The 21,211-nt window shown below is 65.5% G+C and carries 18 protein-coding genes; 10 read left to right on the forward strand and 8 right to left on the reverse strand.

Annotated features, from left to right (window positions below; genetic code table 11):
- The 5 genes from dnaA to FKP22_RS03525 all read left to right on the forward strand — a co-directional run.
- A partial coding sequence (gene dnaA, locus FKP22_RS03505; protein WP_141285213.1) for a chromosomal replication initiator protein DnaA occupies window positions 1–981 on the forward strand: 981 nt, incomplete at its 5' end.
- A gap of 190 nt (window positions 982–1,171) precedes the next feature.
- Complete coding sequence (gene dnaN / locus FKP22_RS03510) at window positions 1,172–2,287, forward strand: DNA polymerase III subunit beta (RefSeq protein ID WP_141285215.1); 1,116 nt, start codon at window positions 1,172–1,174, stop codon at window positions 2,285–2,287.
- A 202-nt stretch (window positions 2,288–2,489) separates the two neighbouring features.
- Window positions 2,490–4,979 (forward strand): DNA topoisomerase (ATP-hydrolyzing) subunit B, encoded by a 2,490-nt coding sequence (gyrB, locus tag FKP22_RS03515; RefSeq protein WP_141285243.1) that lies wholly within the window; start codon window positions 2,490–2,492, stop codon window positions 4,977–4,979.
- 31 nt (window positions 4,980–5,010) lie between these two features.
- Window positions 5,011–5,328, forward strand: a complete 318-nt coding sequence (locus FKP22_RS03520; RefSeq protein ID WP_211361292.1) for a nucleotidyltransferase family protein — start codon at window positions 5,011–5,013, stop codon at window positions 5,326–5,328.
- Window positions 5,318–5,668, forward strand: a complete 351-nt coding sequence (locus FKP22_RS03525) for a HepT-like ribonuclease domain-containing protein (protein ID WP_141285217.1) — start codon at window positions 5,318–5,320, stop codon at window positions 5,666–5,668. The genes FKP22_RS03520 and FKP22_RS03525 overlap by 11 nt, the downstream gene beginning before the upstream one ends.
- Window positions 5,669–5,846: 178 nt before the next feature.
- Here the strand turns inward: FKP22_RS03525 and FKP22_RS03530 are convergent, their stop codons facing one another.
- From FKP22_RS03530 to hsdR, 3 genes are all read right to left on the reverse strand, one after another.
- Window positions 5,847–7,541 (reverse strand): restriction endonuclease subunit S, encoded by a 1,695-nt coding sequence (locus FKP22_RS03530; protein ID WP_141285219.1) that lies wholly within the window; start codon window positions 7,539–7,541, stop codon window positions 5,847–5,849.
- Entirely contained in the window at window positions 7,538–9,019 is a 1,482-nt protein-coding gene (locus FKP22_RS03535) for a type I restriction-modification system subunit M (RefSeq protein ID WP_141285221.1), read from the reverse strand. The genes FKP22_RS03530 and FKP22_RS03535 overlap by 4 nt, the downstream gene beginning before the upstream one ends.
- A gap of 98 nt (window positions 9,020–9,117) precedes the next feature.
- On the reverse strand, window positions 9,118–11,511 hold the full coding sequence (gene hsdR, locus FKP22_RS03540; RefSeq protein WP_141285223.1) for an EcoAI/FtnUII family type I restriction enzme subunit R: 2,394 nt from the start codon (window positions 11,509–11,511) through the stop codon (window positions 9,118–9,120).
- A 136-nt stretch (window positions 11,512–11,647) separates the two neighbouring features.
- Here hsdR and FKP22_RS03545 point away from each other — a divergent pair, with 136 nt between their 5' ends.
- The 4 genes from FKP22_RS03545 (at window position 11,648) to FKP22_RS03560 (ending at window position 14,856) form a co-directional block, all read left to right on the forward strand.
- Window positions 11,648–11,998: a type II toxin-antitoxin system prevent-host-death family antitoxin gene (locus tag FKP22_RS03545; protein WP_375140555.1), complete on the forward strand. Its 351-nt coding sequence runs from the start codon at window positions 11,648–11,650 to the stop codon at window positions 11,996–11,998.
- 86 nt (window positions 11,999–12,084) lie between these two features.
- Window positions 12,085–12,750 (forward strand): response regulator transcription factor, encoded by a 666-nt coding sequence (locus FKP22_RS03550; protein WP_141285247.1) that lies wholly within the window; start codon window positions 12,085–12,087, stop codon window positions 12,748–12,750.
- A complete protein-coding gene (locus FKP22_RS03555) occupies window positions 12,747–14,060 on the forward strand; it encodes a sensor histidine kinase (RefSeq protein WP_141285227.1) in 1,314 nt (437 codons plus the stop codon). The genes FKP22_RS03550 and FKP22_RS03555 overlap by 4 nt, the downstream gene beginning before the upstream one ends.
- A gap of 106 nt (window positions 14,061–14,166) precedes the next feature.
- Window positions 14,167–14,856: a hypothetical protein gene (locus FKP22_RS03560; protein ID WP_141285229.1), complete on the forward strand. Its 690-nt coding sequence runs from the start codon at window positions 14,167–14,169 to the stop codon at window positions 14,854–14,856.
- 125 nt (window positions 14,857–14,981) lie between these two features.
- Here FKP22_RS03560 and FKP22_RS03565 read toward each other — a convergent pair whose 3' ends face one another.
- Window positions 14,982–15,563 (reverse strand): rhodanese-like domain-containing protein, encoded by a 582-nt coding sequence (locus tag FKP22_RS03565; protein WP_141285231.1) that lies wholly within the window; start codon window positions 15,561–15,563, stop codon window positions 14,982–14,984.
- A gap of 393 nt (window positions 15,564–15,956) precedes the next feature.
- Here FKP22_RS03565 and pepF point away from each other — a divergent pair, with 393 nt between their 5' ends.
- Entirely contained in the window at window positions 15,957–17,879 is a 1,923-nt protein-coding gene (gene pepF / locus FKP22_RS03570; RefSeq protein WP_141285233.1) for an oligoendopeptidase F, read from the forward strand.
- A gap of 6 nt (window positions 17,880–17,885) precedes the next feature.
- On the opposite strand, the gene FKP22_RS03575 is transcribed toward pepF, so the two are convergent.
- From FKP22_RS03575 to FKP22_RS03590, 4 genes are all read right to left on the reverse strand, one after another.
- Complete coding sequence (locus tag FKP22_RS03575; RefSeq protein WP_141285235.1) at window positions 17,886–19,115, reverse strand: type II toxin-antitoxin system HipA family toxin; 1,230 nt, start codon at window positions 19,113–19,115, stop codon at window positions 17,886–17,888.
- On the reverse strand, window positions 19,105–19,383 hold the full coding sequence (locus FKP22_RS03580) for a helix-turn-helix domain-containing protein (RefSeq protein WP_141285237.1): 279 nt from the start codon (window positions 19,381–19,383) through the stop codon (window positions 19,105–19,107). The genes FKP22_RS03575 and FKP22_RS03580 overlap by 11 nt, the downstream gene beginning before the upstream one ends.
- Window positions 19,384–19,629: 246 nt before the next feature.
- Window positions 19,630–20,538 carry a DUF2145 domain-containing protein gene (locus tag FKP22_RS03585; protein WP_141285239.1) on the reverse strand — a complete coding sequence of 303 codons (909 nt, stop codon included), beginning with the start codon at window positions 20,536–20,538 and terminating at the stop codon, window positions 19,630–19,632.
- A 4-nt stretch (window positions 20,539–20,542) separates the two neighbouring features.
- Entirely contained in the window at window positions 20,543–21,001 is a 459-nt protein-coding gene (locus tag FKP22_RS03590) for a hypothetical protein (RefSeq protein ID WP_141285241.1), read from the reverse strand.
- Between the last annotated feature and the right edge of the window lie 210 nt (window positions 21,002–21,211).

A 21,211-nucleotide genomic window follows, 5' to 3' on the forward strand; every position in this document is an offset into this window, starting at 1 on the left:
GTCGCCGGCCGGGCCAACCAGATGGCCCGCACTGCGGCATTGCACGTGGCCGGCGCGCCGGGCGCGATGTACAACCCGTTGTTCATCTACGGTGGCGTGGGCCTGGGCAAGACCCACCTGGTGCACTCGGTGGGCAACGCGTTGCTGCGCGACAACCCGAATGCGCGCGTTTTGTACCTGCACGCCGAGCAGTTCATCTCCGACGTGGTGAAGAACTACCAGCGCAAGACCTTCGACGACCTGAAGGCCAAGTACCACCAGCTGGACCTGCTGCTGATCGACGATGTGCAGTTCTTTGCCGGCAAGGAGCGCACCCAGGAGGAGTTCTTCAACGCCTTCGAGGCGCTGCTGGCCAAGCGCGCACACATCATCATGACCAGCGACACCTATCCCAAGGGACTGGTGGACATCGACGAGCGCCTGACCAGCCGCTTCGACTCCGGGCTGACCGTGGCCATCGAGCCGCCGGAGCTGGAAATGCGCGTGGCGATTCTCCTGGCCAAGTCGCGCCAGGAGGGCGCGCCGATGCCGGAAGACGTGGCGTTTTTCGTCGCCAAGAACGTGCGGGCCAACGTGCGCGAGCTCGAAGGCGCGCTGCGCAAGGTGCTGGCCTATGCCAAGTTCTCACACAAGGACATCACCATCCACCTGGCACGGGAGGCGCTGAAGGACCTGCTGTCGATCCAGAACCGGCAGATCTCGGTGGAGAACATCCAGAAGACGGTTGCTGACTTCTACAAGATCAAGATCGCCGACATGTACTCGAAGAAGCGCCCGGCCAGCATTGCGCGGCCACGCCAGATCGCGATGTACCTGGCCAAGGAACTGACCCAGAAGAGCCTGCCCGAGATTGGCGAGCTCTTCGGCGGCCGCGACCACACCACCGTGCTGCACGCGGTGCGCAAGATCGGCGGCGAACGCCAGAAGAACACCGAATTGAACCAGCAGCTGCACGTGCTGGAGCAAACCCTCAAGGGATGAATGAGGCACCCGGTCTTGCGAAACACGCAAGCCCACCCGCCGGGCGGGTTGCTCGGCCGCCTTGGGACGGCCCGGCGCCGGCCTCATGGGGCCTGTGTGTCGGTGTTATGAAGCGTCTCAGTAGCTGTCCGGCTAAATCGTTGAAAAAACAAGCGAAAATGCGCGGTCAGCGCGTTCACACGGGGATCCAATGATTGTTCTGAAAGCCGCACAACAACAACTGCTGGGCGCATTGCAGGCGGTGGCCGGCATCGTCGAGCGGCGGCATACCTTGCCCATCCTGGCCAACGTGCTGGTGCGCAAGACCGGGGATCAGATCGAGCTGACCACCAGCGACCTGGAAATCCAGGTCCGCACCACGGCCACGCTGGGTGGCGACGCTGGCAATTTCAGCACCACCGTCGGCGCGCGCAAGCTGATCGACATCCTGCGCTCCATGCCGGGCGACCAAATCGTCTCGCTGAGCGCCAGCGGCAGCAAGCTGACGCTGCAGGGTGGCAAGAGCCGCTTCACGCTGCAAAGCCTGCCGGCCGAGGACTTCCCGCTGGTCAACGAGGCAGCCGACTTCGGCCCGGCTTTCAGCGTGCCGCAGAAGGTGCTCAAGGGCCTGATCGACCAGGTGCACTTCGCGATGGCGGTGCATGACATCCGCTACTACCTGAACGGCATCCTGTTCGTTGCCGAAGGCAAGGCCTTGACCCTGGTGGCCACCGACGGCAGCCGCCTGGCGCTGGCCGCCGCGCAGCTGGAAGTCGACCTGCCCAAGCAGGAGGTCATCCTGCCGCGCAAGACGGTGCTGGAGCTGATGCGCCTGCTGAAGGACGACAAGGACAGTGACGCCGCCATCGAGATGCGCTTTGCCGGCAACCAGGCCAAGTTCTCGTTCTCGGGCATGGAGTTCGTCACCAAGCTGGTCGAGGGCAAGTACCCGGACTACAACCGCGTGATCCCGAAGAACCACAAGAACATCATCACGCTGGGTCGCCAGCCGCTGTTGTCCAGCCTGCAGCGCGCCGCCATCCTGACCAGCGAGAAGTTCAAGGGCGTGCGCCTGAACATCGAGCCCGGTGCGCTGAAGATCGCCTCCAGCAATGCCGAGCAGGAAGAGGCCAAGGAAGAGCTGGAGATCGACTACGACGGCCCGACCATCGAGGTCGGCTTCAACGTCACCTACCTGATGGACGCGCTGTCCAACATGGGCCAGGAAATGGTGCGGCTGGAGATGCATGACGGCAGCTCCGCAGCACTGATCACCGTGCCTGAGCAGGAAGGCTTCAAGTACGTCGTGATGCCGATGAGGATCTGAGGCCGCCGCACGGCGCCGAACCGATTCGACACCCGCGGGCCCTTCGGCCCGCAACCTGTTTCTGAGGGGGTCGCAGGCACCTAGCCTGGCAGCCCTCCGCGTAGAGAAAAATGCCATGAGCGACCCGAAAAAAGCCCCCCAGGACAAGCCCGCCGACGACGGCGTGAGGCAGGGCATCGTGCCGTCGGCCGAAGGCCAGGCCATGGCCACCGGCGCGATGGATTCGGGTGGCTATGGCTCCGATTCGATCCAGATCCTCGAAGGCCTGGAAGCCGTGCGCAAGCGCCCCGGCATGTACATCGGCGACACCTCCGACGGCACCGGCCTGCACCACCTGGTGTTCGAGGTGGTGGACAACTCCATCGACGAAGCGCTGGCCGGCTACTGCGACGACATCGTCGTCACCATCCACACCGACAACTCGATCTCCGTGGTCGACAACGGCCGCGGCATCCCGACCGGCGTCAAGATGGACGACAAGCACGAGCCCAAGCGCTCGGCCGCCGAGATTGCGCTGACCGAGCTGCACGCCGGCGGCAAGTTCAACCAGAACTCGTACAAGGTCTCCGGCGGCCTGCACGGCGTTGGGGTGTCCTGCGTCAACGGCCTGTCCAAGTGGCTGCGCCTGACCGTGCGCCGTGACGGCAAGATGCACTTCATCGAGTTCAAGCAGGGCGTGCCGCAGGATCCACTGATCGAGATGCGCGATGGCATGGCGACCAGCCCGATGCGCATCACCGGCGAGACCGAGAAGCGCGGCACCGAGGTGCACTTTCTGCCGGACACCGAGATCTTCCAGCAGAACAACGAGTTCCACTACGAGATCCTGGCCAAGCGCCTGCGCGAGCTCTCGTTCCTGAACAACGGCGTGAAGATCCGCCTGGTCGACGAGCGCAACAACAAGGAAGACAACTTCGCCTACGCCGGCGGCGTCAAGGGCTTTGTCGAGTTCGTCAACAAGGGCAAGAAGACCCTGCACCCGAACATCTTCCACGCCATCGGCGACAAGACCAGCGACCAGGGCACCAACGTCGGCGTGGAAGTGGCCATGCAGTGGAACGACTCGTTCAGCGAGAACGTGCTCTGCTTCACCAACAACATCCCGCAGCGCGACGGCGGCACCCACCTGACCGGCCTGCGCGCCGCGATGACGCGCGTGCTGAACAAGTACATCGTCGACAACGAACTGGCCAAGAAGGCCAAGGTCGAGGTGAGTGGGGACGACATGCGCGAAGGCCTGGCCTGCGTGGTCTCGGTCAAGGTACCCGAGCCCAAGTTCTCCAGCCAGACCAAGGACAAGCTGGTCTCGTCCGAAGTGCGCGCGCCGGTGGAAGACATCGTCAGCCGCCTGCTCACCGACTGGCTGCTCGAGAACCCGAACGACGCCAAGACCATCTGCGGCAAGATTGTCGACGCCGCGCGCGCCCGCGAAGCCGCCCGCAAGGCCCGCGAAATGACGCGCCGCAAGGGCGTGCTCGACGGCATGGGCCTGCCCGGCAAGCTGGCCGACTGCCAGGAAAAAGACCCGGCGATGTGCGAGATCTACATCGTCGAGGGCGACTCCGCCGGCGGTTCCGCCAAGCAGGGCCGCGACCGGAAGTTCCAGGCCATCCTGCCGCTGCGCGGCAAGATCCTGAACGTCGAGAAGGCCCGCTACGAGAAGCTGCTGTCCAGCCAGGAAATCCTGACGCTGATCACCGCACTCGGCACCGGCATCGGCAAGGGCATGGGCGGGGACGACTTCAACCCCGACAAGCTGCGCTACCACCGCATCATCATCATGACCGACGCAGACGTGGACGGCGCCCACATCCGCACCCTGCTGCTGACCTTCTTCTACCGCCAGATGCCCGAGCTGGTCGAGCGCGGCCACATCTACATCGCCCAGCCGCCGCTCTACAAGGTCAAGCAAGGCAAGCACGAGCAGTACCTGAAGGACGCCCACGAGCTGGACGCCTACCTGCTGAAGGTCGCGCTGGACGGCGCCGCGGTCGACCCCGCCAACGGCCAGCCCCCTATCAACGGCGAGCAGCTGAACGACCTCGCCAACCAGTACGTCACCGCCACCAACGTGATCAACCGCCTGTCCGCCTGGATGGACGTCGAAGCGCTGCGCGCCATCTCCGACGGCCTGGTGCTGGACCTGGACAACCTCGAATCCGCCGAGACCAGCGCGATGGCGCTCAAGGCCGCGCTGCACGACGCCGAAGTCGAAGCCGTCTTCGACGAACGCAGCGACAAGCACCTGCTGCGCATCAGCCGCCGCCACCACGGCAACATCAAGTCCAGCATCATCAGCCCGGACTTCGTGCACGGCGCCGACTACGAAGCCCTGGCCACCGCAGGCCGTACCTTCAAGGGCCTGCTCACCGCCGAAGCGCTGGTCAAGCGCGGCGAAGGCGAACGCCAGAAGGAAACCAAGGCCGGCGACTTCCGCCAGGCCATGGCCTGGCTGATGACGCAGGCCGAAAGCTCGGTCGGCCGCCAGCGCTACAAAGGCCTGGGCGAAATGAACCCCAGCCAGCTCTGGGAAACCACGATGGACCCCACCGTCCGCCGCCTGCTGCGCGTCCAGATCGAAGACGCCATCGAAGCCGACAAGGTGTTCACGATGCTGATGGGCGACGAAGTCGAACCGCGGCGGGATTTCATTGAGACGAATGCGCTGAGGGCGGCGAACATCGACGCTTGACGGCAGCCGCCGCTGCGGCTTGAATCCTGGCATGGGTATCCCACGCTTCATTCAGGAACGCCGCGGCGAAGTCGCCGCGCTTTGCGAACGTCATCGCGCTCGCAAGCTGGAACTGTTCGGCTCTGCCACGCGAGCGGACTTCCAGCCCGAACGCAGCGACCTGGATTTCCTCGTCGAGTGGCCTGACGACTTTCCGCCCGGCGGCTATGCGGCGTCCTTTTTCGGTCTGAAACAGGATCTGGAAATTCTGTTCGCCCGACCGGTGGACCTGCTCACCAACGGGTCCATCGCCAATCCTTACCTGCGCCAGCAGGTCGATTCGGAGCGACTGCCGCTGTATGGCGAGTGACGCCCGCACGTACTTGTGGGATGCGCTCCAGGCGGCCGAACGCGCCATGCGCTTCGCCAACGGGCGTGACTTCGAAAGCTATGTGCAGGACGAATTGCTTCGTTCCGCCGTCGAGCGCCAGCTTGAAATCGTCGGCGAGGCCTTGAACCACTTGCGAAAGCTGGAACCGGCAACTGCTGAACAACTGCCCGAACTTGCGGCAGCAATTGGCCTGCGCAACGTCTTGATCCACGGCTACGCCTCCGTGGACAACCGGCTGGTCTGGGACGTGGTTTCGGCCCATCTGCCAACCTTGGCGGTGCGGCTGCGGACGATGCAGCGGCCGGCGGCAAGCCCGTAGCAGCGAGACTCAAGCCAGCCGGCACGGGTGACTCAGCGCATGGACCACAAAATCGGTGCTGACGAAAGTGAAGGGCAGCGGCAAACAGCGCATCCAGCCATCCGTCATGACCGAAGTCGATCCAGATGTTGGTGTCGCTGATGTAGACGCGCTGCGCGTTCATCGGTTCGTCAGGCGATCAACCCGCCACAGCCTGCGCCACCAGCGCCTCGGCTAACTGCACGTGCTTGGCGCGGGCGGCAGCGATGCTGGCTTTGAGCTGATCGCAGAGGGCGAGGAGTTCGGTGACCTTGGCGACGATGCGGTGCTGGGTTGCCAACGGCGGTAGAGGCACCGGAATGTCTTCCCATTTCGATCTGTTGATGATCGGAGTCGCCGATCCGGTCGCCGCACCCAGGACGGCCTGCTGGAACTCGGGGGAACACATGACAAGAAACACGAAATGTGGGCTTGCCTCGAAGACCGACAGAGAGTTGATCTGCTGATTGAACGCGAGCACCCGATCAGCAATGGCGCACTTACCGATTGACCCGCCGATGCAGACCATAAGCAAATCCCCCGGTCGAGCGACAGTAGAAGAGGCGAGCCCTGTGTCGGACAGCGACTTCTCTCCGGATGAGATCACACCGCCCGGGGTGATTTGGCCCGGCCCGATGAAAGGCGTCGGCCCGTCAAAAGCATCGGTTTGGGTGGTCACCGGCGTACTGCCTGTTGAGGCAACGCCCAGCTGGCCAAGGCGAACCCAGGACCACCCCAAAGGAAGGCGATGCGGCATTTCCTCCCCATCGACCTGCGAAAAGGGCTTCGGCTTTGGCGCCAGTCCGGCGCGCCAAGCCTGCGCACGTGATGCTGCAATTGAATTGATCAACGCTGTGGCGTGGGCATCACTGGGGCCGGTTTCGCAAAGTAGTCCACGAACCGCGAGCTGAATGCTCGTGCGCCGTAACGACTCGACGCTCGTCTCAGTCGTGAACAGCAATGGAAACTGCCCCGCCAACCTCCGCCAACAAGCCTGAAACTCATCCGCATCCCGAGCCTGGGTCAGACTGTCCAGCAGCACCTGCACCAGCCGGGCGTGCGCGGCCTCGGCGTCTTGCTGCCGCGAATCCAGCCGGTCGCACAGGGCCATCAGTTCATCGACCTTGGCGACGATGCGGTGTTGTTCGCCGAGCGGCGGCAGCGGAATCGCGAACTCAGAGAGCTTTGCGACGCTTAGCCCCTCGCGCGAAACACCCACCTGTTCGGCCATCACCGCGTCTTGAACCAGATCGGAGATGAGCACCTTGTGCAGATAGGCCTGCAATTCAAGCAGCGCCGGCCGAACGATCACAACGTGCTGACTGACGTTGCCTCCGTCGAAGTGGCTCGGAACAGCAGCACACCGGCCAATCGACGCACCTGTGATGTTGAAAAGCAGGTCGCCACTGAACACATGGGTGCCGGCCATCTCGCGGTGAATCGAAGTGGGAATGCGCGCTACGTCGCCAAGTCGCAGCCCGTCATTCCATACGTTCTGAGAACGTAAGAACATCACACCCTCCGCGACGTAGACCTGCTTCCCGCCAAGAGGTGTGCTGCCTGCTCCCAGCTTGGTCGTCAGATCACCCAGCCTCATCTGAACCCAGCCGGGGGGAAGCGTGTTCTTTGAGGGCGCGACGGCTGCTCGTGCCTTCAACTTTTCTTTGCGTGATCCACCAACGCTCGCCTTGCGCGATACCACTTGGGAGATCAGTACCTCGACCGAATCGTCCGCAGGATCCTGGGCTACCAACCTCCCACTGACTGCCAAGTCAAGAATGAGGCGCCGGAGCGCGCCCACTCCGCCTGGTGCGTCAGCCAACAGCTGCAGGTTGTCGCTCGCCAATGCCGTCATTCGCCGCGCTCCAGCGCCTCAGCCAGCACCGACTTCAACTGCTCCCGCAGCCCTGCAATCTCCGCCTGCATCTGCGCATATTCCGCCAACAGCACTTCGGGGTCGTGGTTCACCTGCTCGCCCTGGTGCGGGTTCTTGATGTCCAGGTTCCAGCCGCGGGCGGTGATGTCGGCCGCGCTTACTTTCCAGGCGAGTTCATTGCCCTGCCGCGCGGCAAAGCCGTCGGCCTCGCTGCCCCACCAGGCTTCCTCGGCGGCGAACTCTTCCACGCGCATTGGCCGCGTCTTGCTGTAGTTCTTCACGCCTGGCGGGTAAGGATGTTCGTAGAACCACACGTCCTTGGTGGGCCGGCCCTTGGTGAAGAACAGCAGGTTGGTCTTGATGCCGGTGTACGGGTTGAACACGCCGTTGGGCAGCCGCACGATGGTGTGCAGGTCGCACTCGGTCAGCAGCTTTTCCTTGATGCGGCTCTTGATGCCTTCGCCGAACAGGAAACCATCAGGCAGCACCACGGCCGCGCGCCCGCCGTCCTTGAGCAAATGCATGATCAGCACCAGGAACAGATCCGCCGTTTCGCGCGTGCGCCAGGTGGCCGGGAAGTTGGTTTCAATGCCGTCTTCTTCCATGCCGCCAAACGGCGGGTTGGCCACGATGCAGTCCACCCGGTCTTTCGGGCCCCAGCTGATCAGCGGCTTGGCCAGTGTGTTGTCATGCCGGATGTTGCTGGGCACCTCGATGCCGTGCAGGATCATGTTGGTGGTGGCCAGCAAGTGCGGCAGCGGCTTTTTCTCCACGCCGCTGATGCTGGCCTGCAGCACGCGTTCGTCCTCGGGCGTCTTCACGTAGCGGCTGCGCTTGTGCTCGATCGTGCAGGTGAGGAAGCCGCCGGTGCCGCAGGCCGGGTCCATCACCTTCTCGCCCAGCTTCGGATCCACCATGCGCACCATGAACTCGGTGACTGGCCGCGGCGTGTAGAACTCGCCGGCATTGCCGGCCGTCTGCAGGTCGCGCAGCAGCTGCTCGTACATGTCGCCGAAGGCGTGGCGCTCCTGGGCCTTGTTGAAGTCCACCGCCTCCTGGATCTTGTTGAGCACCTGGCGGATCAGCTGCCCGCTCTTCATGTAGTTGTAGGCGTCCTCGAAGACGTTGCGCACCACATACGCCACCGGCGTCTGGCTGTGGCCTTTCACCGGGTCAGTCAGGTTCTGCAGACCGGGGAACAGCTCGTTGTCGATGAAGCTCTTCAGCTCCTCGCCGGTCATGCCTTCAGGGTTGGCGGCCCAGTTGCGCCAGCGGTAGGCCTCGGGCAAGGGCGAGCTGTAGCTGTCGCTCATCAGCTCCCATTCCTGCTCCCGGTCATCCAGGATTTTCAGGAACAGCATCCAGACGAGCTGGCCAATGCGCTGGGCGTCACCGTCGACGCCCACGTCCTTGCGCATGATGTCTTGGATGGATTTGATCGAACTGCTGATGGACATGGGATCGGGGTGGGGATCGGGGTCGGATTTCAAGAAGCGGGCGGCAATGCCCGTGCCGCGCCGCAGCGTGGCGGCGCCATGCTAACCAGCGGAACGCTTCAGGCTTTGCGCAGCTCGTACAGCTGCGCTTCCAGCTCGGCGACGGCCTGCGTGTAGCCGGCCTTGCTGCCAAAGGCCTGCACCAGCTCCATCGGCGCGCCCATCTGGCTGAACGGCGGCAAACGCAGGATTTTCAGGTCTTCGATGGGCTCGATGCCGGTGTCGGCATATTTGTCGAGCAGGGCTTCCAGCACCTGGCGCGCCGCGCCCTGGTACTTGGCGAAGTAGTTGCGCTTCTTGACGTTCTCGGCGCGCTCGCGGCGGGACAGCGGCGGCTGGTCAAAGGCAACGTGGCAGATCAGGTCGAAGGCGTCCAGCGGCTTGCCAAGCTTGGCCTCCACCTCTTCCTGCAGTGCCTCCCACAGCACGCCTTGCGCGGCCAGCTCGTCGATCACCGCCTTCTTCTGCTCGGCGCTGTTCCAGCGGCGCAGGAAGGCATCCATGGTGGCGAACTGCTTGTTCACGCAGCCGCGGGTGTAGTCGCGCAGCGATTCGGTGATGAGCTTGCCGTCTGCACCGTAGTACTGCACCCGCTCAGCCACGATGTGCACGTTCACATCGCCGCCGATGACGTAGCGCTTGCGGCCTTCACCACCACCGCCGTCACCGCCCGTTTCGCCATCGCCGCTGCTGTCGCCGTCCCCCGGCCCGCCTGGCACGCCTTCACCGCCAGGGCCACCGGTCAACTCATCGGGCGGCACCGGTGTTTCGTCTGCCTTGGGCTCGTAGATCTGCACCGGGTCACCGTCAAAGGCGGGGTCGGCAAACAGCTCGGTGGCCTTCTTGAAGTCCATGATCGTGAACCAGAACTTGCCGTAGTCCTCGTTGATGCGGGTGCCGCGGCCGATGATCTGCTTGAACTCGGTCATGGACCGGATGTGCTGGTCCAGCACGATCAGCTTGCAGGTCTGCGCGTCCACGCCGGTGGTCATCAGCTTGCTGGTGGTGGCGATGACGGGGTAGCGGCTCTCGGGGTCGATGAAGTTGTCCAGCTCGGCCTTGCCTTCGGGGTCGTCACCGGTGATGCGCATCACGTACTTGCGGCTCTCGCGCACCCGCTCGGGGTTCAGGTTCACCAGCGCCTGGCGCATGCGCTCGGCGTGGTCGATGTCGTCGCAGAAGACGATGGTCTTCTGGAATGGGTCCGAGGCTTTCAGGAACTCGGTCACCTTCGTCGCCACGGCCTGGGTGCGCATCTCCAGCACCAGCCCACGGTCCATGTCCTTGAGGTTGTAGATGCGATCTTCAATCGGCTGGCCGTGCTTGTCCAGCATGCCCTTGGGCGGGCGCCAGCCCTGCAGGTCACGGTCGAAATCGATGCGCACGACCTTGTACGGCGCCAGGAAGCCGTCTTCAATGCCCTGGCGCAGGCTGTAGGTGTAGACCGGCTCGCCAAAGTAGAAGGTGCTGGAAACATCCTTGGTTTCCTTGGGCGTGGCGGTCAGGCCCACCTGGGTCGCACTGCTGAAGTAGCTCAGGATGTCGCGCCAGGCTGAGTCGTCGGCCGCGCTGCCGCGGTGGCATTCGTCCACCACGATCAGGTCGAAAAACTCGGGCGAGAACTGCTTGTAGATGTTCCTGTCTTCCTCGGCACCGGTAACGGCCTGGTAAAGCGACAGATAGATCTCGTAGCTGGTGTCGATCTTGCGGCCGGCGATCTTGGTCATCGCCGCGCCAAAGGGCTTGAAGTCGTTGTTCTTGGTCTGGTCGACCAGGATGTTGCGGTCGGCCAGGAACAGGATGCGCTTGGCCTGCCGGCTCTTCCAAAGCCGCCAGATGATCTGGAACGCGGTGTAGGTCTTGCCGGTGCCGGTGGCCATCACCAGCAGCACGCGGTCCTGCCCGCGCGCCACCGCCTCCACCGTGCGGTTGATGGCGTTGACCTGGTAGTAGCGCGGCGCACGGCCGGAGCCATCGTCGTAGTAGGGCACCTGGGCCTTGGGCGCCGAGGTGGCGTCCAGCCCGCGCCAGGCGCAAAAGCGTTGCCAAAGTTCGGCGGGACTGGGGAACTGGTCCAGCGACAGGTGGGTTTCAACCAGGGAGCCCGTGCCGCTTCGGTCATGGAAGACAAAGCCATCGCCATTGCTGGTGAACGCGAAGGGCACGTCCAGTGACTCGGCATAGTCCAGCGCCTGCTGCATGCCTTCGCCCGGGCCGTGGGTGTTGTCCTTGGCCTCGATGACGGCGATGGGCAGGTTGGCCTGGTGGTACAGCACGAAGTCGGCCCGCCGGGCCTGGCCCCGTGTGTGCAGCTTGCCACGCACGATGACACGGCCCTTGGTGAAGGTGACCTCCTCGCGCACCTGCCGCCGAATGTCCCACCCGGCCTGCGCAATGGCAGGCGCAATGAACTTGGTGCAGATGTCCCGTTCGGATAACGATTTCTTGTCCACCCTTCGTCCCCCTGGATGCATTCTGAATGCATTTACATCCAGTTGCAGGGCCCATCGGTTCCTTTGGTGAGGCGAAGGCCGCGATGGCGCAATGTGTCGCTCAACGCATTTCGCAATAGAACCATCAAGACGCCATTTGGTCCTGCCGGAATTTCAGGGAGCACCGCCATGCGCTGCTCATCTCAAGCCAAGCCCATCGGCCAAGCCCATCGGCGACCTCAAGGCCAATGCCGCCGAAGTGTTGGCGCGACCGGCGGAGCAGCGAGAACCCTTGCTCATCACGCAAAACAGTGAGGCCAAGGACGTGCTGCAGGACGTCGCCTCGTTCGAGGAGACCCAGGAGACCTTGGCGCGGCTGGATATCCTCGCACTGGGCAACCAGGACGTGGCGACAGGCAAGGTAGCACCGGCCGCTCGCGCGTCTTCTCGAGTTCCTCGGGCCGGATGTGAAGCGGCATGCCTGGGAGTGCTCATGATGAATGCTTGATCGCCAGCAAGCCCTGGTTGCCCCGCTGGGTGTCCACTGCCGCCAGCGGGTGTGCCGCAATTGGCGCGCTGGCGCAAGGAGGATCCGTGCGCGTGCTGGTGGTCGAGGATGACGCGCTGCTGCGCGACACGCTCAAGCGCGATCTGGAGCGCAGCGGCTTCGCCGTTGACGTCGCCGCTGACGGCGTGGACGGCGAGTTCCTCGGCGCCAGCGAGACGTACGACGCGGTGGTGCTCGATCTCGGCCTGCCACGACTGTCCGGGCTGGAGGTGCTGCGGCGCTGGCGCAGCGCTGGGCACCTCATGCCGGTCATTGTGCTGACCGCGCGCGACCAATGGCACGAGCGCGTGGCCGGACTCAAGGCCGGGGCGGACGACTACCTCGGCAAGCCTTTTCATCTCGAAGAACTGCTTGCTCGCCTGCAGGCGCTGCTCAGGCGCGGCGGTGCCGGGCATCCCCCTCGGCTGAGCCGGGAGGGCGTGGAGCTCGACCAGGAACACCAGGCGGCGATCGTCGATGGCGTGCGGACCGAGCCGCTGACGGCGCTGGAGTTCCGGTTGCTGCGCTACCTGATGGTCCACAGCGGCCAGGTGGTGTCCAAGTCGACGCTAGGCGACCACGTCTACGAGCGCGACATGGACCCCGACAGCAACGTCATTGAGGTCTACATCAACCGGCTGCGCCGCAAGATCGGCAAGGACCTGATCCGCACGCGACGCGGCCAGGGCTACGTGTTCGACGGAACGCCATGACCTCGCTGCGCCGGCGGCTGCACCGGGTCGTGATCGTGCTGGTCATTGGTTTGCTCAGCCAGTGGCTCATCGCCGACCGGATGATCGTCCATGTCGACGAGAGCGAAATGGCCACCCGGCTGCAACACGACGCCGATTCGCTGGCGTCAGCGATCACCGTCCGTCCGGACCAGGGCGTCAGCGTGGACTTCTCGCGGGTCGGCCAGATCTACGGGCGCCCGGGCTCCGGCCACTACTTCGTGCTGCGCTCCGCACGCACGGCGCTCGTTTCGCCGTCCTTCGGCGACGCGCGGCCCTTCGCCTTGCCGGCCGCCGCGAGCGAATCGGTCACGCGTGTGGAAGGGCCGTTCGGGCAGCCGCTGCTGGTGCTGGTGCGCCGCCTGCAGTTGGGCGATGCGGTGATCGACATGGCCGTGGGCGAGGACCTCAGCGCGCTGCAGGCGCAGCTGCTGGCGTTTCGCCTGCTGTTCCTCGCCGCGTCGGTTGCCATCCTGTTGGCATCGGCGGCCATCCAGCGCCTGGAGATCCTGCGCGCGCTGCACTCCGTGGAACAGGCGCGCGACGCCATCCTCCGGCTGCCGAAGGGCATCGCGCCGGTTGACACCACGGATGCGCCCGAGGAGATCCGGCCGCTGCTGGAGGAAATTGATCGGCTCATGGGCTTCGTCGAGCGACGCCTGCACGAATCGCGCACCGCCATCGGCAACCTCTCGCACGCCGTGAAAACGCCGCTGGCCGGGCTGCTGAGGCTGACGGAGGATCCGCTGTTCGATGCGCACCCCGATCTGCGGCAGGCGCTGCACGAGCAGATCGAGGCCATCCGAGTACGCATCGAGCGCGAGCTGACGCGCGCACGCATCGCCGGCGACCGGCGCTCAGGCCCGGGCTTCGATGCCCGCGCCGAACTGCCGGCCCTCGTGCAGATGCTGGCGCGCATCCACCACGGCAAGACGCTCGACATCCGCTGGCAGGCCCCCGAGCGGGTGCTGCCCTTCGATCGCGAGGACCTGCTCGAGGTGATCGGCAACCTCGCGGACAACGCCTGCAAGTGGGCCGCATCGCGGGTGCGCATCGTGATCGAGGCGGGCGATGGGCTGTGCATCGTCGTTGCCGACGACGGCCCGGGTTGCGCACCGGACCTGCTGGACACGCTGGGGGCACGCGGCCTGCGCGCCGACGAAACCCGGCCGGGCCACGGCATCGGCCTGGCCATCGTGCGAGACATTGCCGATGCGGCCGGTGGCAGCCTGCTGTTTCGCCCCTCGGCATCGCTCGGCGGGCTGGAGGTAGAGGTCCGGCTGCCCCGTTGACGAAGCCGGCGCCGCCCGTTCAGCTTGAACTTAGCCTTGCCCTCTACAAACGCGGCATGACGTCCCCTTCTGCGGACGCCCGGGCATTCAACACGAGGCATCGCACATGCAATCCAGACAGCTTCTGCTCACCGCCGCGGCCGCGTTCATCGCGGCCGGGACGGCCACATCGGCCTTCGCCGCCTCCATTCAAGTCGGCAAGAGCGGCAAGACATTCACCTCCAGCGCGGTCCAGTGCAGCGCCCACCCGGACACCGGCGTGACGGCGCCGATGGTGCAGGCCGGCCTTTACAACCCCAAAGCCAGCGCGAGCGCCACCGTGGCGCTCAACGGGACCCGGCTCAAGACGGTGGTGGCCACCGACCCCGTTGCCGACGTCTGGCTCGCCGATGGCAACAACACCGTCGTCGTCGCACTCAACAAGAGGCTGGCGGACACGTATGCCTTCGCGGTGACCCCGGGGCAGTGCAGCCTGCCAGACACCTCGGGCAACACCTTCAGCGCTGACGGCACGCTCGAATACGCCGCCAGCAGCAAGTCGTACGCGACCGTGACGCCAGGGTGTGCTCAGAATCCTGGCACCGGCCAGCTGCAGCCGTACGTGAACTTGTTCGACAACGGCGGCTACCTGCTCAACGTGTCGGTCAACAACATCCCGCTGACGCAGTTGAGCGCCCAGAGACCCCACACGCCGGTTTTCCTCAGAGCGGGCGTGAACGTCATCTCTGCGGCCAACGGCAGCCTGTCCACCGACTACTACATTCGTGACGGTGGCAACGGCCAGTGCGCGCTCTGAACCCAAGCTGCGCCTGCCTCGCATCGAGGCGTTCGCGCAGTGCCTCTGCGACTGCGTCATGCCTTCGAGCCGCTGCAACGCTTGCGCCACGGCCCCCTGGGCGGCCGGCCGGAGTTACCGGCAGCTCAGCGCGTGTATGCCTGCCCTTCGGTGACCTTGTACGACCACGGCAGATCCGCGTTCTTCCAGCCGTTCACATCCCGCCGGCCAGTCGGCCCCATGTCGCCCTCAAAGCCGTCCACCACCGAATACACCTTGGTGTAGCCCGCCTCCTGCAGCAGGTTGGCGGCGCGGGAGGAGCGGTCGCCGGAGCGGCAGATCAGGATGACGGCGTCGGTCTTGCTGTCGTTCATGCGGGCGGCGAGCGCGGCCACGGCGCTGACGAAGTCGGAGTTGGGCGACATCGCGTAGCGGTTGTTCTTCTTGTCCCAGCTGACCGGGTCGTCCAGCTCCATGTAGGGAATGTTCTGGTCGGTGACCAACGGGGTGCCGAGGAATTGGAACTCGCCCTTGGTGCGAATGTCGATGAACAGCACGTGCGCGCCGCCCTCGGTCTTCATCTTGTAGGCCTCGGGCGCGGAGAGGTAGAGGCCGAGCTTGCTCTGCTTGGCTTCGGGCAGCTTGCTGACGTCCACCGGCTGGTAGCCGCCCGCAAAGGCGGAGGCCACGGACAGGACCGCGGCCAGGCAAAGGATCGCTTTCTTCATGTGCTTTCTTCCCACGCTCCGACGGATCGAAGCATCCTCTTGGTTGATGTTCGCGGCGCGGAGCGCCTTGGCGCCTGGCCGCAGGTGAGAGAGCCACCCACGTTGCAGGCGTCGCGTGAACGCCGCCCGAAAGAGGTCCCGACGAGCCTCTCCGCCCATACTGCTGGGCGCCAACAAGATGTGCAGCGACGATAGCGCCCGGGGCCCAAGGTGAGCGAGCGCCCCGGTGTGACAGTGGGCCGGTCGCAACAGCTGGGGCAAGTCCGGAGCGCCTTGGCGGCTCACCTCATCTGCCTGACACAGCGGCCCTTGCTTGACGCCGGCCTCCGCGCCCGGCGAGACTGCCGCCTTCATTTCCCAGCCGCGCGTCCTCACGAGGGACGCCGCCACTTCATGCCCCGTCGTCCCCCCCTGCTGCGCACCCTGTGCGCCACCGCTGCCGTCCTGGCCCTGTCCGCCGCCGCCTTCCCCGGCCTCGCTGCCGAAGGCGACAAGCCCGCCACTCGGGTGCGTGGCGAGATTCCTGCCGAATACCGCTGGGATTTCACGGCCATCTACGCCAACTGGGCCGCATGGGACGCCGACATGCAGCGCATGGAAGCCTTGATGGCGGACTTCGGCAAGCTGCAGGGCAGCTTGAAAAAGGGCCCGGCGGCGCTGCTGAAGGCCTACCAGACGATGGACGAGATCGGCAAGCTGCAGACCAAGCTGTACGCCTACCCGCAGTTGCAGAAGGATGCCGACGGGCGGGACCAGGAAGTGGCCGGCCGCTTCCAGCGCGCGCTGGCGGTGTTCGCCAGGTTCGACGCGGCTTCGGCCTGGTTCCAGCCGGAACTGCTGACGCTGCCACAGGCCAAGGTGAAGGGCTGGCTGGCCGCCACGCCGGCGCTCAAGCCCTACGCCTTCGGCATCACCGACAGCTTCCGCAAGCAGGCGCATGTGCTGGACGCCAAGGGCGAGCAGCTGCTCTCGCTGGCCGGCCCGGTCGGCCGCGCCAGCATGAACGCCTATGACGAGCTGAGCACTTCCGACATCAAGTTCCCGACCATCACCACCAGCGACGGCCAGAGCGTGCTGTTGAGCCCGGGCAACTACCAGGGCCTGCTGTCGAAAAACGCCAACCAGGCCGACCGCGCCAAGGCCGCCGCGGCCCACGTGGGCACCTATGGCGCCCAGGCCAACACCTATGCCGCGATCTACGCCGGCATCCTGCAGCGCGACTGGTTCAACGCCCAGGCGCGCAAGTTCCCCACCACGCTGGACGCTGCTTTGAGCGACAACAACGTGCCGCGCAGCGTGGTCGAGACGCTGGTGGCAACCACCCGCGCCGGCACCGCGCCGCTGCAGCGCTACGCCAGGCTGCGCAAGCAGCTGATGGGCCTGGGCGAATACCACCTGTACGACAGCTCGCGCCCGCTGTTCGCCAGCAGCGAGAGCTATCCATACAAGAAGGCGCTGGGCCTGGTGCTGGAGTCGGTTGCGCCGCTGGGCGAGGACTATGTGCAGCGCTACAAGAAGTTCATGACCGGCGGCCGCATCGACGTCTATGAAAACGAAGGCAAGCGCAGCGGTGCCTACAGCGCCGGCGTGTACGGCGTGGGCCCGTTCCAGCTGCTGAACTACAACGACACCATGGACGCGGCCTTCGTGCTGGCCCACGAGGGCGGCCACGCGATGCACACCGTGCTGGCCTACGAGACCCAGCCTTACAGCACCGCCGAATACACCATCTTCGTCGCCGAGGTGGCCTCCACCACCAACGAGCGCTTCCTGCTCGAAACCCTGCTGAAGAAGACCACCGACCCGAAAGAGCGCTTCCTGCTGCTGCAGCACGCCGTGGACAGCATCATCGGCACCTTCTACACCCAGGTGCTGTTTGCCGACTTCGAGCTGCAGGCGCACCAGTTGGTCGAGAAGGGCGAGCCGGTCACCACCGAGGTGCTGAACAAGCTCTACGCCGGCCTGCTGAAGACCTACTACGGCGACGCCGTGACGGTGGACGACTTCTACCAGTGGACCTGGGCCCGCATCCCGCACTTCTTCCACTCGCCGTACTACGTCTACCAGTACGCCACCTGCTTCGCCTCCTCGGCCCAGCTGTTCAAGGGCATGACGACCGGCACCGAAGAGGCCAAGAAGGCTGCCACCGCCCGCTACCTGAACATGCTCAAGGCGGGCGGCAGCGACCACCCGATGGCCGAACTCAAGCAGGCCGGCGTGGACCTGACCCAGCGCGCCACGGTGCAGGCCGTGGTGGACCAGCTGGACGCGCTGGTCTCGCAGATGGAAGTGGAAGCGGCGAAGATTCCGCGCTGAGCGGGGTCAGCGCGCGTAGGCCATGCCGTCTTCCCAGGCGACGGCCATCTCGCCCAGCAGCCCCGGCGGCACCCGCGTGTCGCCGCGGGCTTCGGCCAGCACCTCGGCCATTGCGGCAGCAATGCGCTGCAGCACCTGCGCCGGTTGGCTCACCTCGCAGACCTTGCGGCCGAACTGGATCAGCTCTTCGGTCGTCGGATAGGCCTTGCCGCGGTGCCGGCCTGCGAACAGCTTCAGTGCCAGCGTGCGGTCCTCCAGCTCGGGGCCGCCCTCGTAGCGGGTGTAGCGGTAGATGGCGGTGGTCACCACGTCGAACATCGGCGCCAGCCAGGCCTCTCGCGTCGAGCGGTAGAGCACGCCGAAGTTCTTCAGGTGCCCGTCGCCATTGCGCACCATCACCGTGAAGGCGACCTGCTCGAAGAAGCGGTGCAAGCTATCGCGCGGCAGCTGCAACTGCTTCAGCAGCTCGGCCACGCGCTGGTAGCTGCCCTGGTACTTGCGGTCCGACAGCACGTCACGCACCCGCAGCCCGGCCAATGCGGCGATGTCCTCGAAACCCAGACGCTCGATGCGCCCGTCGGGCTGGACCACGAGGTCGAAGCGGTCCAGCACCAGCATCTGGCCATCGTCCGACAGCTCGAAAACGGGTGTGGCAATGCCCGCCCGCTGCGCGGCCTTGAGACACAGGTATTCGTTGGCAGCGAGGCCTGGGTAGGCAGGACTGGCCGCCTTGACGATCAAGGACGGTACCGGCACCTTGGGCCGCTCGGGCACCATGATCTTGGGCTGCATGCCGGCAATGCCGGCGCCGGTGCTGAGGTAGGCGCGCACCAGCTCGTCGAACACCTTGGGCGTGTAGGCCGTCTTCAGCAGCGTCGCGCGGTCCATGGCCGGCGCGGGCAGCGTGGGTTCGGCGCCGGGCAATGCGTAACCCAGGCGGCCAATGCCGTTGGCACCGACCAGCGCCAGCAAATGCATCGGCGTCATCGGCTGCTTCGGGAACAAGGCCCGCAGCCGCATGAACAGATCGCCCTCGGGCAGGTTCTGGTCCATCACCGCGAACAGGTCGCCATCCTGCCAGGTGGCTTGCTCGCTGGCGGGCATCAGCAGCGCCACGACGGGTTGGTCCGGCCGCGGATCCAGGTAGCGGTATTCGTAAACCGAGCGCTTGATCAACTGGCCAGCGGCCGTGCCATTGATGGCCACCGCCAGCTCCCGGACCTTTTCAGGCAGCATCGCTGCTGTCCTCGTCGTCGTTGAAGCGCGCCGCCACCTCCTGGGCCGACGGCATGCCCACCTTCTCGACGCGCAACGCCAGCCCCAGCGCAGAGAGCACGGCCAGCAGCGAAGACACGGTGACGTCCTCGCCGTCTTCCAGCCGATAGATCACCTCGCGCACCTTGCCAGCGCGTTGGGCCAGATCCTTCTTGCTCAGGCCGGCAGCCTCGCGCCGGGCCTTGAGCAGGCGGCCCAGTTCGTCCGGCAGGCGAATCGTGTCAGTCATAACTGGCATATTGGCACGAAATGACTGAGTGTGCACGCCATGACTGACACTGCACTCCTCAATCCCGCGCCTCGTCGCCCGAATCCTGCGCCGCAACCGTCGCAGCGCAAATAAATGGGGTCAGAGTCAATTTATCCAGGAGATGACGGCCGCGCCACCCAAGGGTCGTAAGGATAAATTGACTCTGACCCCATTTATTTGAACCACGGTCGGGACTGCGCAACCCAAGCCCGTCAAAGTCCTGGCTTAGTCCAGCGCCAGCACCTCGTCGCCCTCACCGGGCTCACAGGCCGCGCCCAGCGGCGACCAGCCGCGGTGCACCACCACGCGCGTGCCGGCATGACACAGCTCCACGCGCTGGACCTGCGGCGCGTTGTCGCGCACCAGGCCTTCGATGGAAGCCGGCATGCTGACGCGGTAGATGCGGCTCTCCGCTTCTTCGGTCGGATGGTCGTCGTCGTGCACAAACGGAATGAAGGGCTTGACCAGCGCCAGCCAGGGCGCGCTGGCGTCCATCAGCGTGGGCGTATAGCCGTGGCCGGACAGCCAGGCCTGGGCGCGCTCGCGCGGCTGCTCGGGCTGCAGCGCGACCGGGCCCCAGGCGGCAGCCAGCAGCTCGGCCACCCACTGGTTGCAGTTCTGGTAGCGGGTGCTGAAGGGGAAGGCGTTGGCGCTGTAGTCGGCGCCCAGCAGGCGCAAGGCCTCGGCGTTGCTCAGCGCCAGGCGCGCAAGCACTTCGGCCTGTTCGGGCGTGGGCAGCAGCAGCGAGACATAGCCTTCATCGGGCTTGTCGGTGCCGGAGATGAAGCCGGCCACGCCCTGGTCGAACAGGCGTGGCATCTTCTCGTCGCAGGCGTAGTACAGCTGGCGCACCGACCACGGGCCGTTGGCGCTGTCGGCCAAGGCCACGCCGGTGTGCGAATAGCGCTGGCCGAAGCGCTCGAGGTTCTGGCCGGAGCGGGCGATGATGGCCGCACTGCTGCCTGACTGCTGCAGCACCTGCCGCACCACCGCGGCGAAGCGGAACATGCGGTCCTGCTGCGCGCCGTTCAGGTCGGCCGGCAGGTCGCAGAACTGCAGCGAGCTGGCGCTGGCCGTGCCCGCCAGCAGGATCAGGCACGCGCCAGGCAGTGCGCCCCAGGAACCTCGCGTCAAGGCGTCAAAGCGTGACCGGGCGGCTGGGCAGCTCGTTCAGCCAGGCATCTTCGACGACCAGGAAAAACGCTTCGTTGCTGGCGGCCACCGCGAACTGCGTGCCGTAGGGACGGGGCGTGGCGGTGATGACGTCGCCCGAGCCGAGCTGGGCGCGCGCCAGCGTCAACTGCGGCAGCTCCAGCGTCAGCGTCTCGCCGTCACGGTCCAGCGACTTCAGCGCCAGCTGCACGCGGCCCGGCTGGCCGGCCACAGCCAGCACCTGCTGGATCTCGTAGTGGCCGTTGGCGGCCTGGCGGTCGTTGGACGAGGAGTTGCTCGAACCGCGGAAAGAGTCGGACACGCTGCCCACCGAGTCGGACGCCGCCGACGACGCGGAAGACGTGAAGCTGCCCGCGTGCGCCGGCATCCAGGCGACCAGGGTGGCGGCCGACAGCGCGGCAAGGGTTCGGGCAAACATCGTCATTCGGCTCTCCGGGAAGAAGGCCGCAAGCATAGCGGTTCCAGGTGAACGCTTGACCACGCACAGCACGCGCTGGTGACCGTCCGTGACAATCACGCGTCCCGTCTTCGCCACCCGGTTCCGCCGCCATGCTGCCCTTCCGCCCCCCGCGCCCCCCCGGCCATGTCGCCAAGCCAGCCCGCCCCGCGGTGGATGTCGAACGCCTGCTGGCGC

The sequence above is a fragment of the Ideonella azotifigens genome (assembly GCF_006519715.1).
Lineage (GTDB): Bacteria > Pseudomonadota > Gammaproteobacteria > Burkholderiales > Burkholderiaceae_C > Ideonella > Ideonella azotifigens.

Bases quoted from the DNA above. Each gene is read 5' to 3' on its own strand.
- dnaN (WP_141285215.1), top strand. From the start codon at position 1,172: ATGATTGTTCTGAAAGCCGCACAACAACAACTGCTGGGCGCATTGCAG.
- gyrB (WP_141285243.1), top strand. From the start codon at position 2,490: ATGGCCACCGGCGCGATGGATTCGGGTGGCTATGGCTCCGATTCGATC.
- FKP22_RS03520 (WP_211361292.1), top strand. From the start codon at position 5,011: ATGGGTATCCCACGCTTCATTCAGGAACGCCGCGGCGAAGTCGCCGCG.
- FKP22_RS03525 (WP_141285217.1), top strand. From the start codon at position 5,318: ATGGCGAGTGACGCCCGCACGTACTTGTGGGATGCGCTCCAGGCGGCC.
- FKP22_RS03530 (WP_141285219.1), bottom strand. From the start codon at position 7,541: ATGACGGCATTGGCGAGCGACAACCTGCAGCTGTTGGCTGACGCACCA.
- FKP22_RS03535 (WP_141285221.1), bottom strand. From the start codon at position 9,019: ATGTCCATCAGCAGTTCGATCAAATCCATCCAAGACATCATGCGCAAG.
- FKP22_RS03555 (WP_141285227.1), top strand. From the start codon at position 12,747: ATGACCTCGCTGCGCCGGCGGCTGCACCGGGTCGTGATCGTGCTGGTC.
- FKP22_RS03560 (WP_141285229.1), top strand. From the start codon at position 14,167: ATGCAATCCAGACAGCTTCTGCTCACCGCCGCGGCCGCGTTCATCGCG.
- FKP22_RS03565 (WP_141285231.1), bottom strand. From the start codon at position 15,563: ATGAAGAAAGCGATCCTTTGCCTGGCCGCGGTCCTGTCCGTGGCCTCC.
- pepF (WP_141285233.1), top strand. From the start codon at position 15,957: ATGCCCCGTCGTCCCCCCCTGCTGCGCACCCTGTGCGCCACCGCTGCC.
- FKP22_RS03575 (WP_141285235.1), bottom strand. From the start codon at position 19,115: ATGCTGCCTGAAAAGGTCCGGGAGCTGGCGGTGGCCATCAATGGCACG.
- FKP22_RS03580 (WP_141285237.1), bottom strand. From the start codon at position 19,383: ATGACTGACACGATTCGCCTGCCGGACGAACTGGGCCGCCTGCTCAAG.
- FKP22_RS03590 (WP_141285241.1), bottom strand. From the start codon at position 21,001: ATGACGATGTTTGCCCGAACCCTTGCCGCGCTGTCGGCCGCCACCCTG.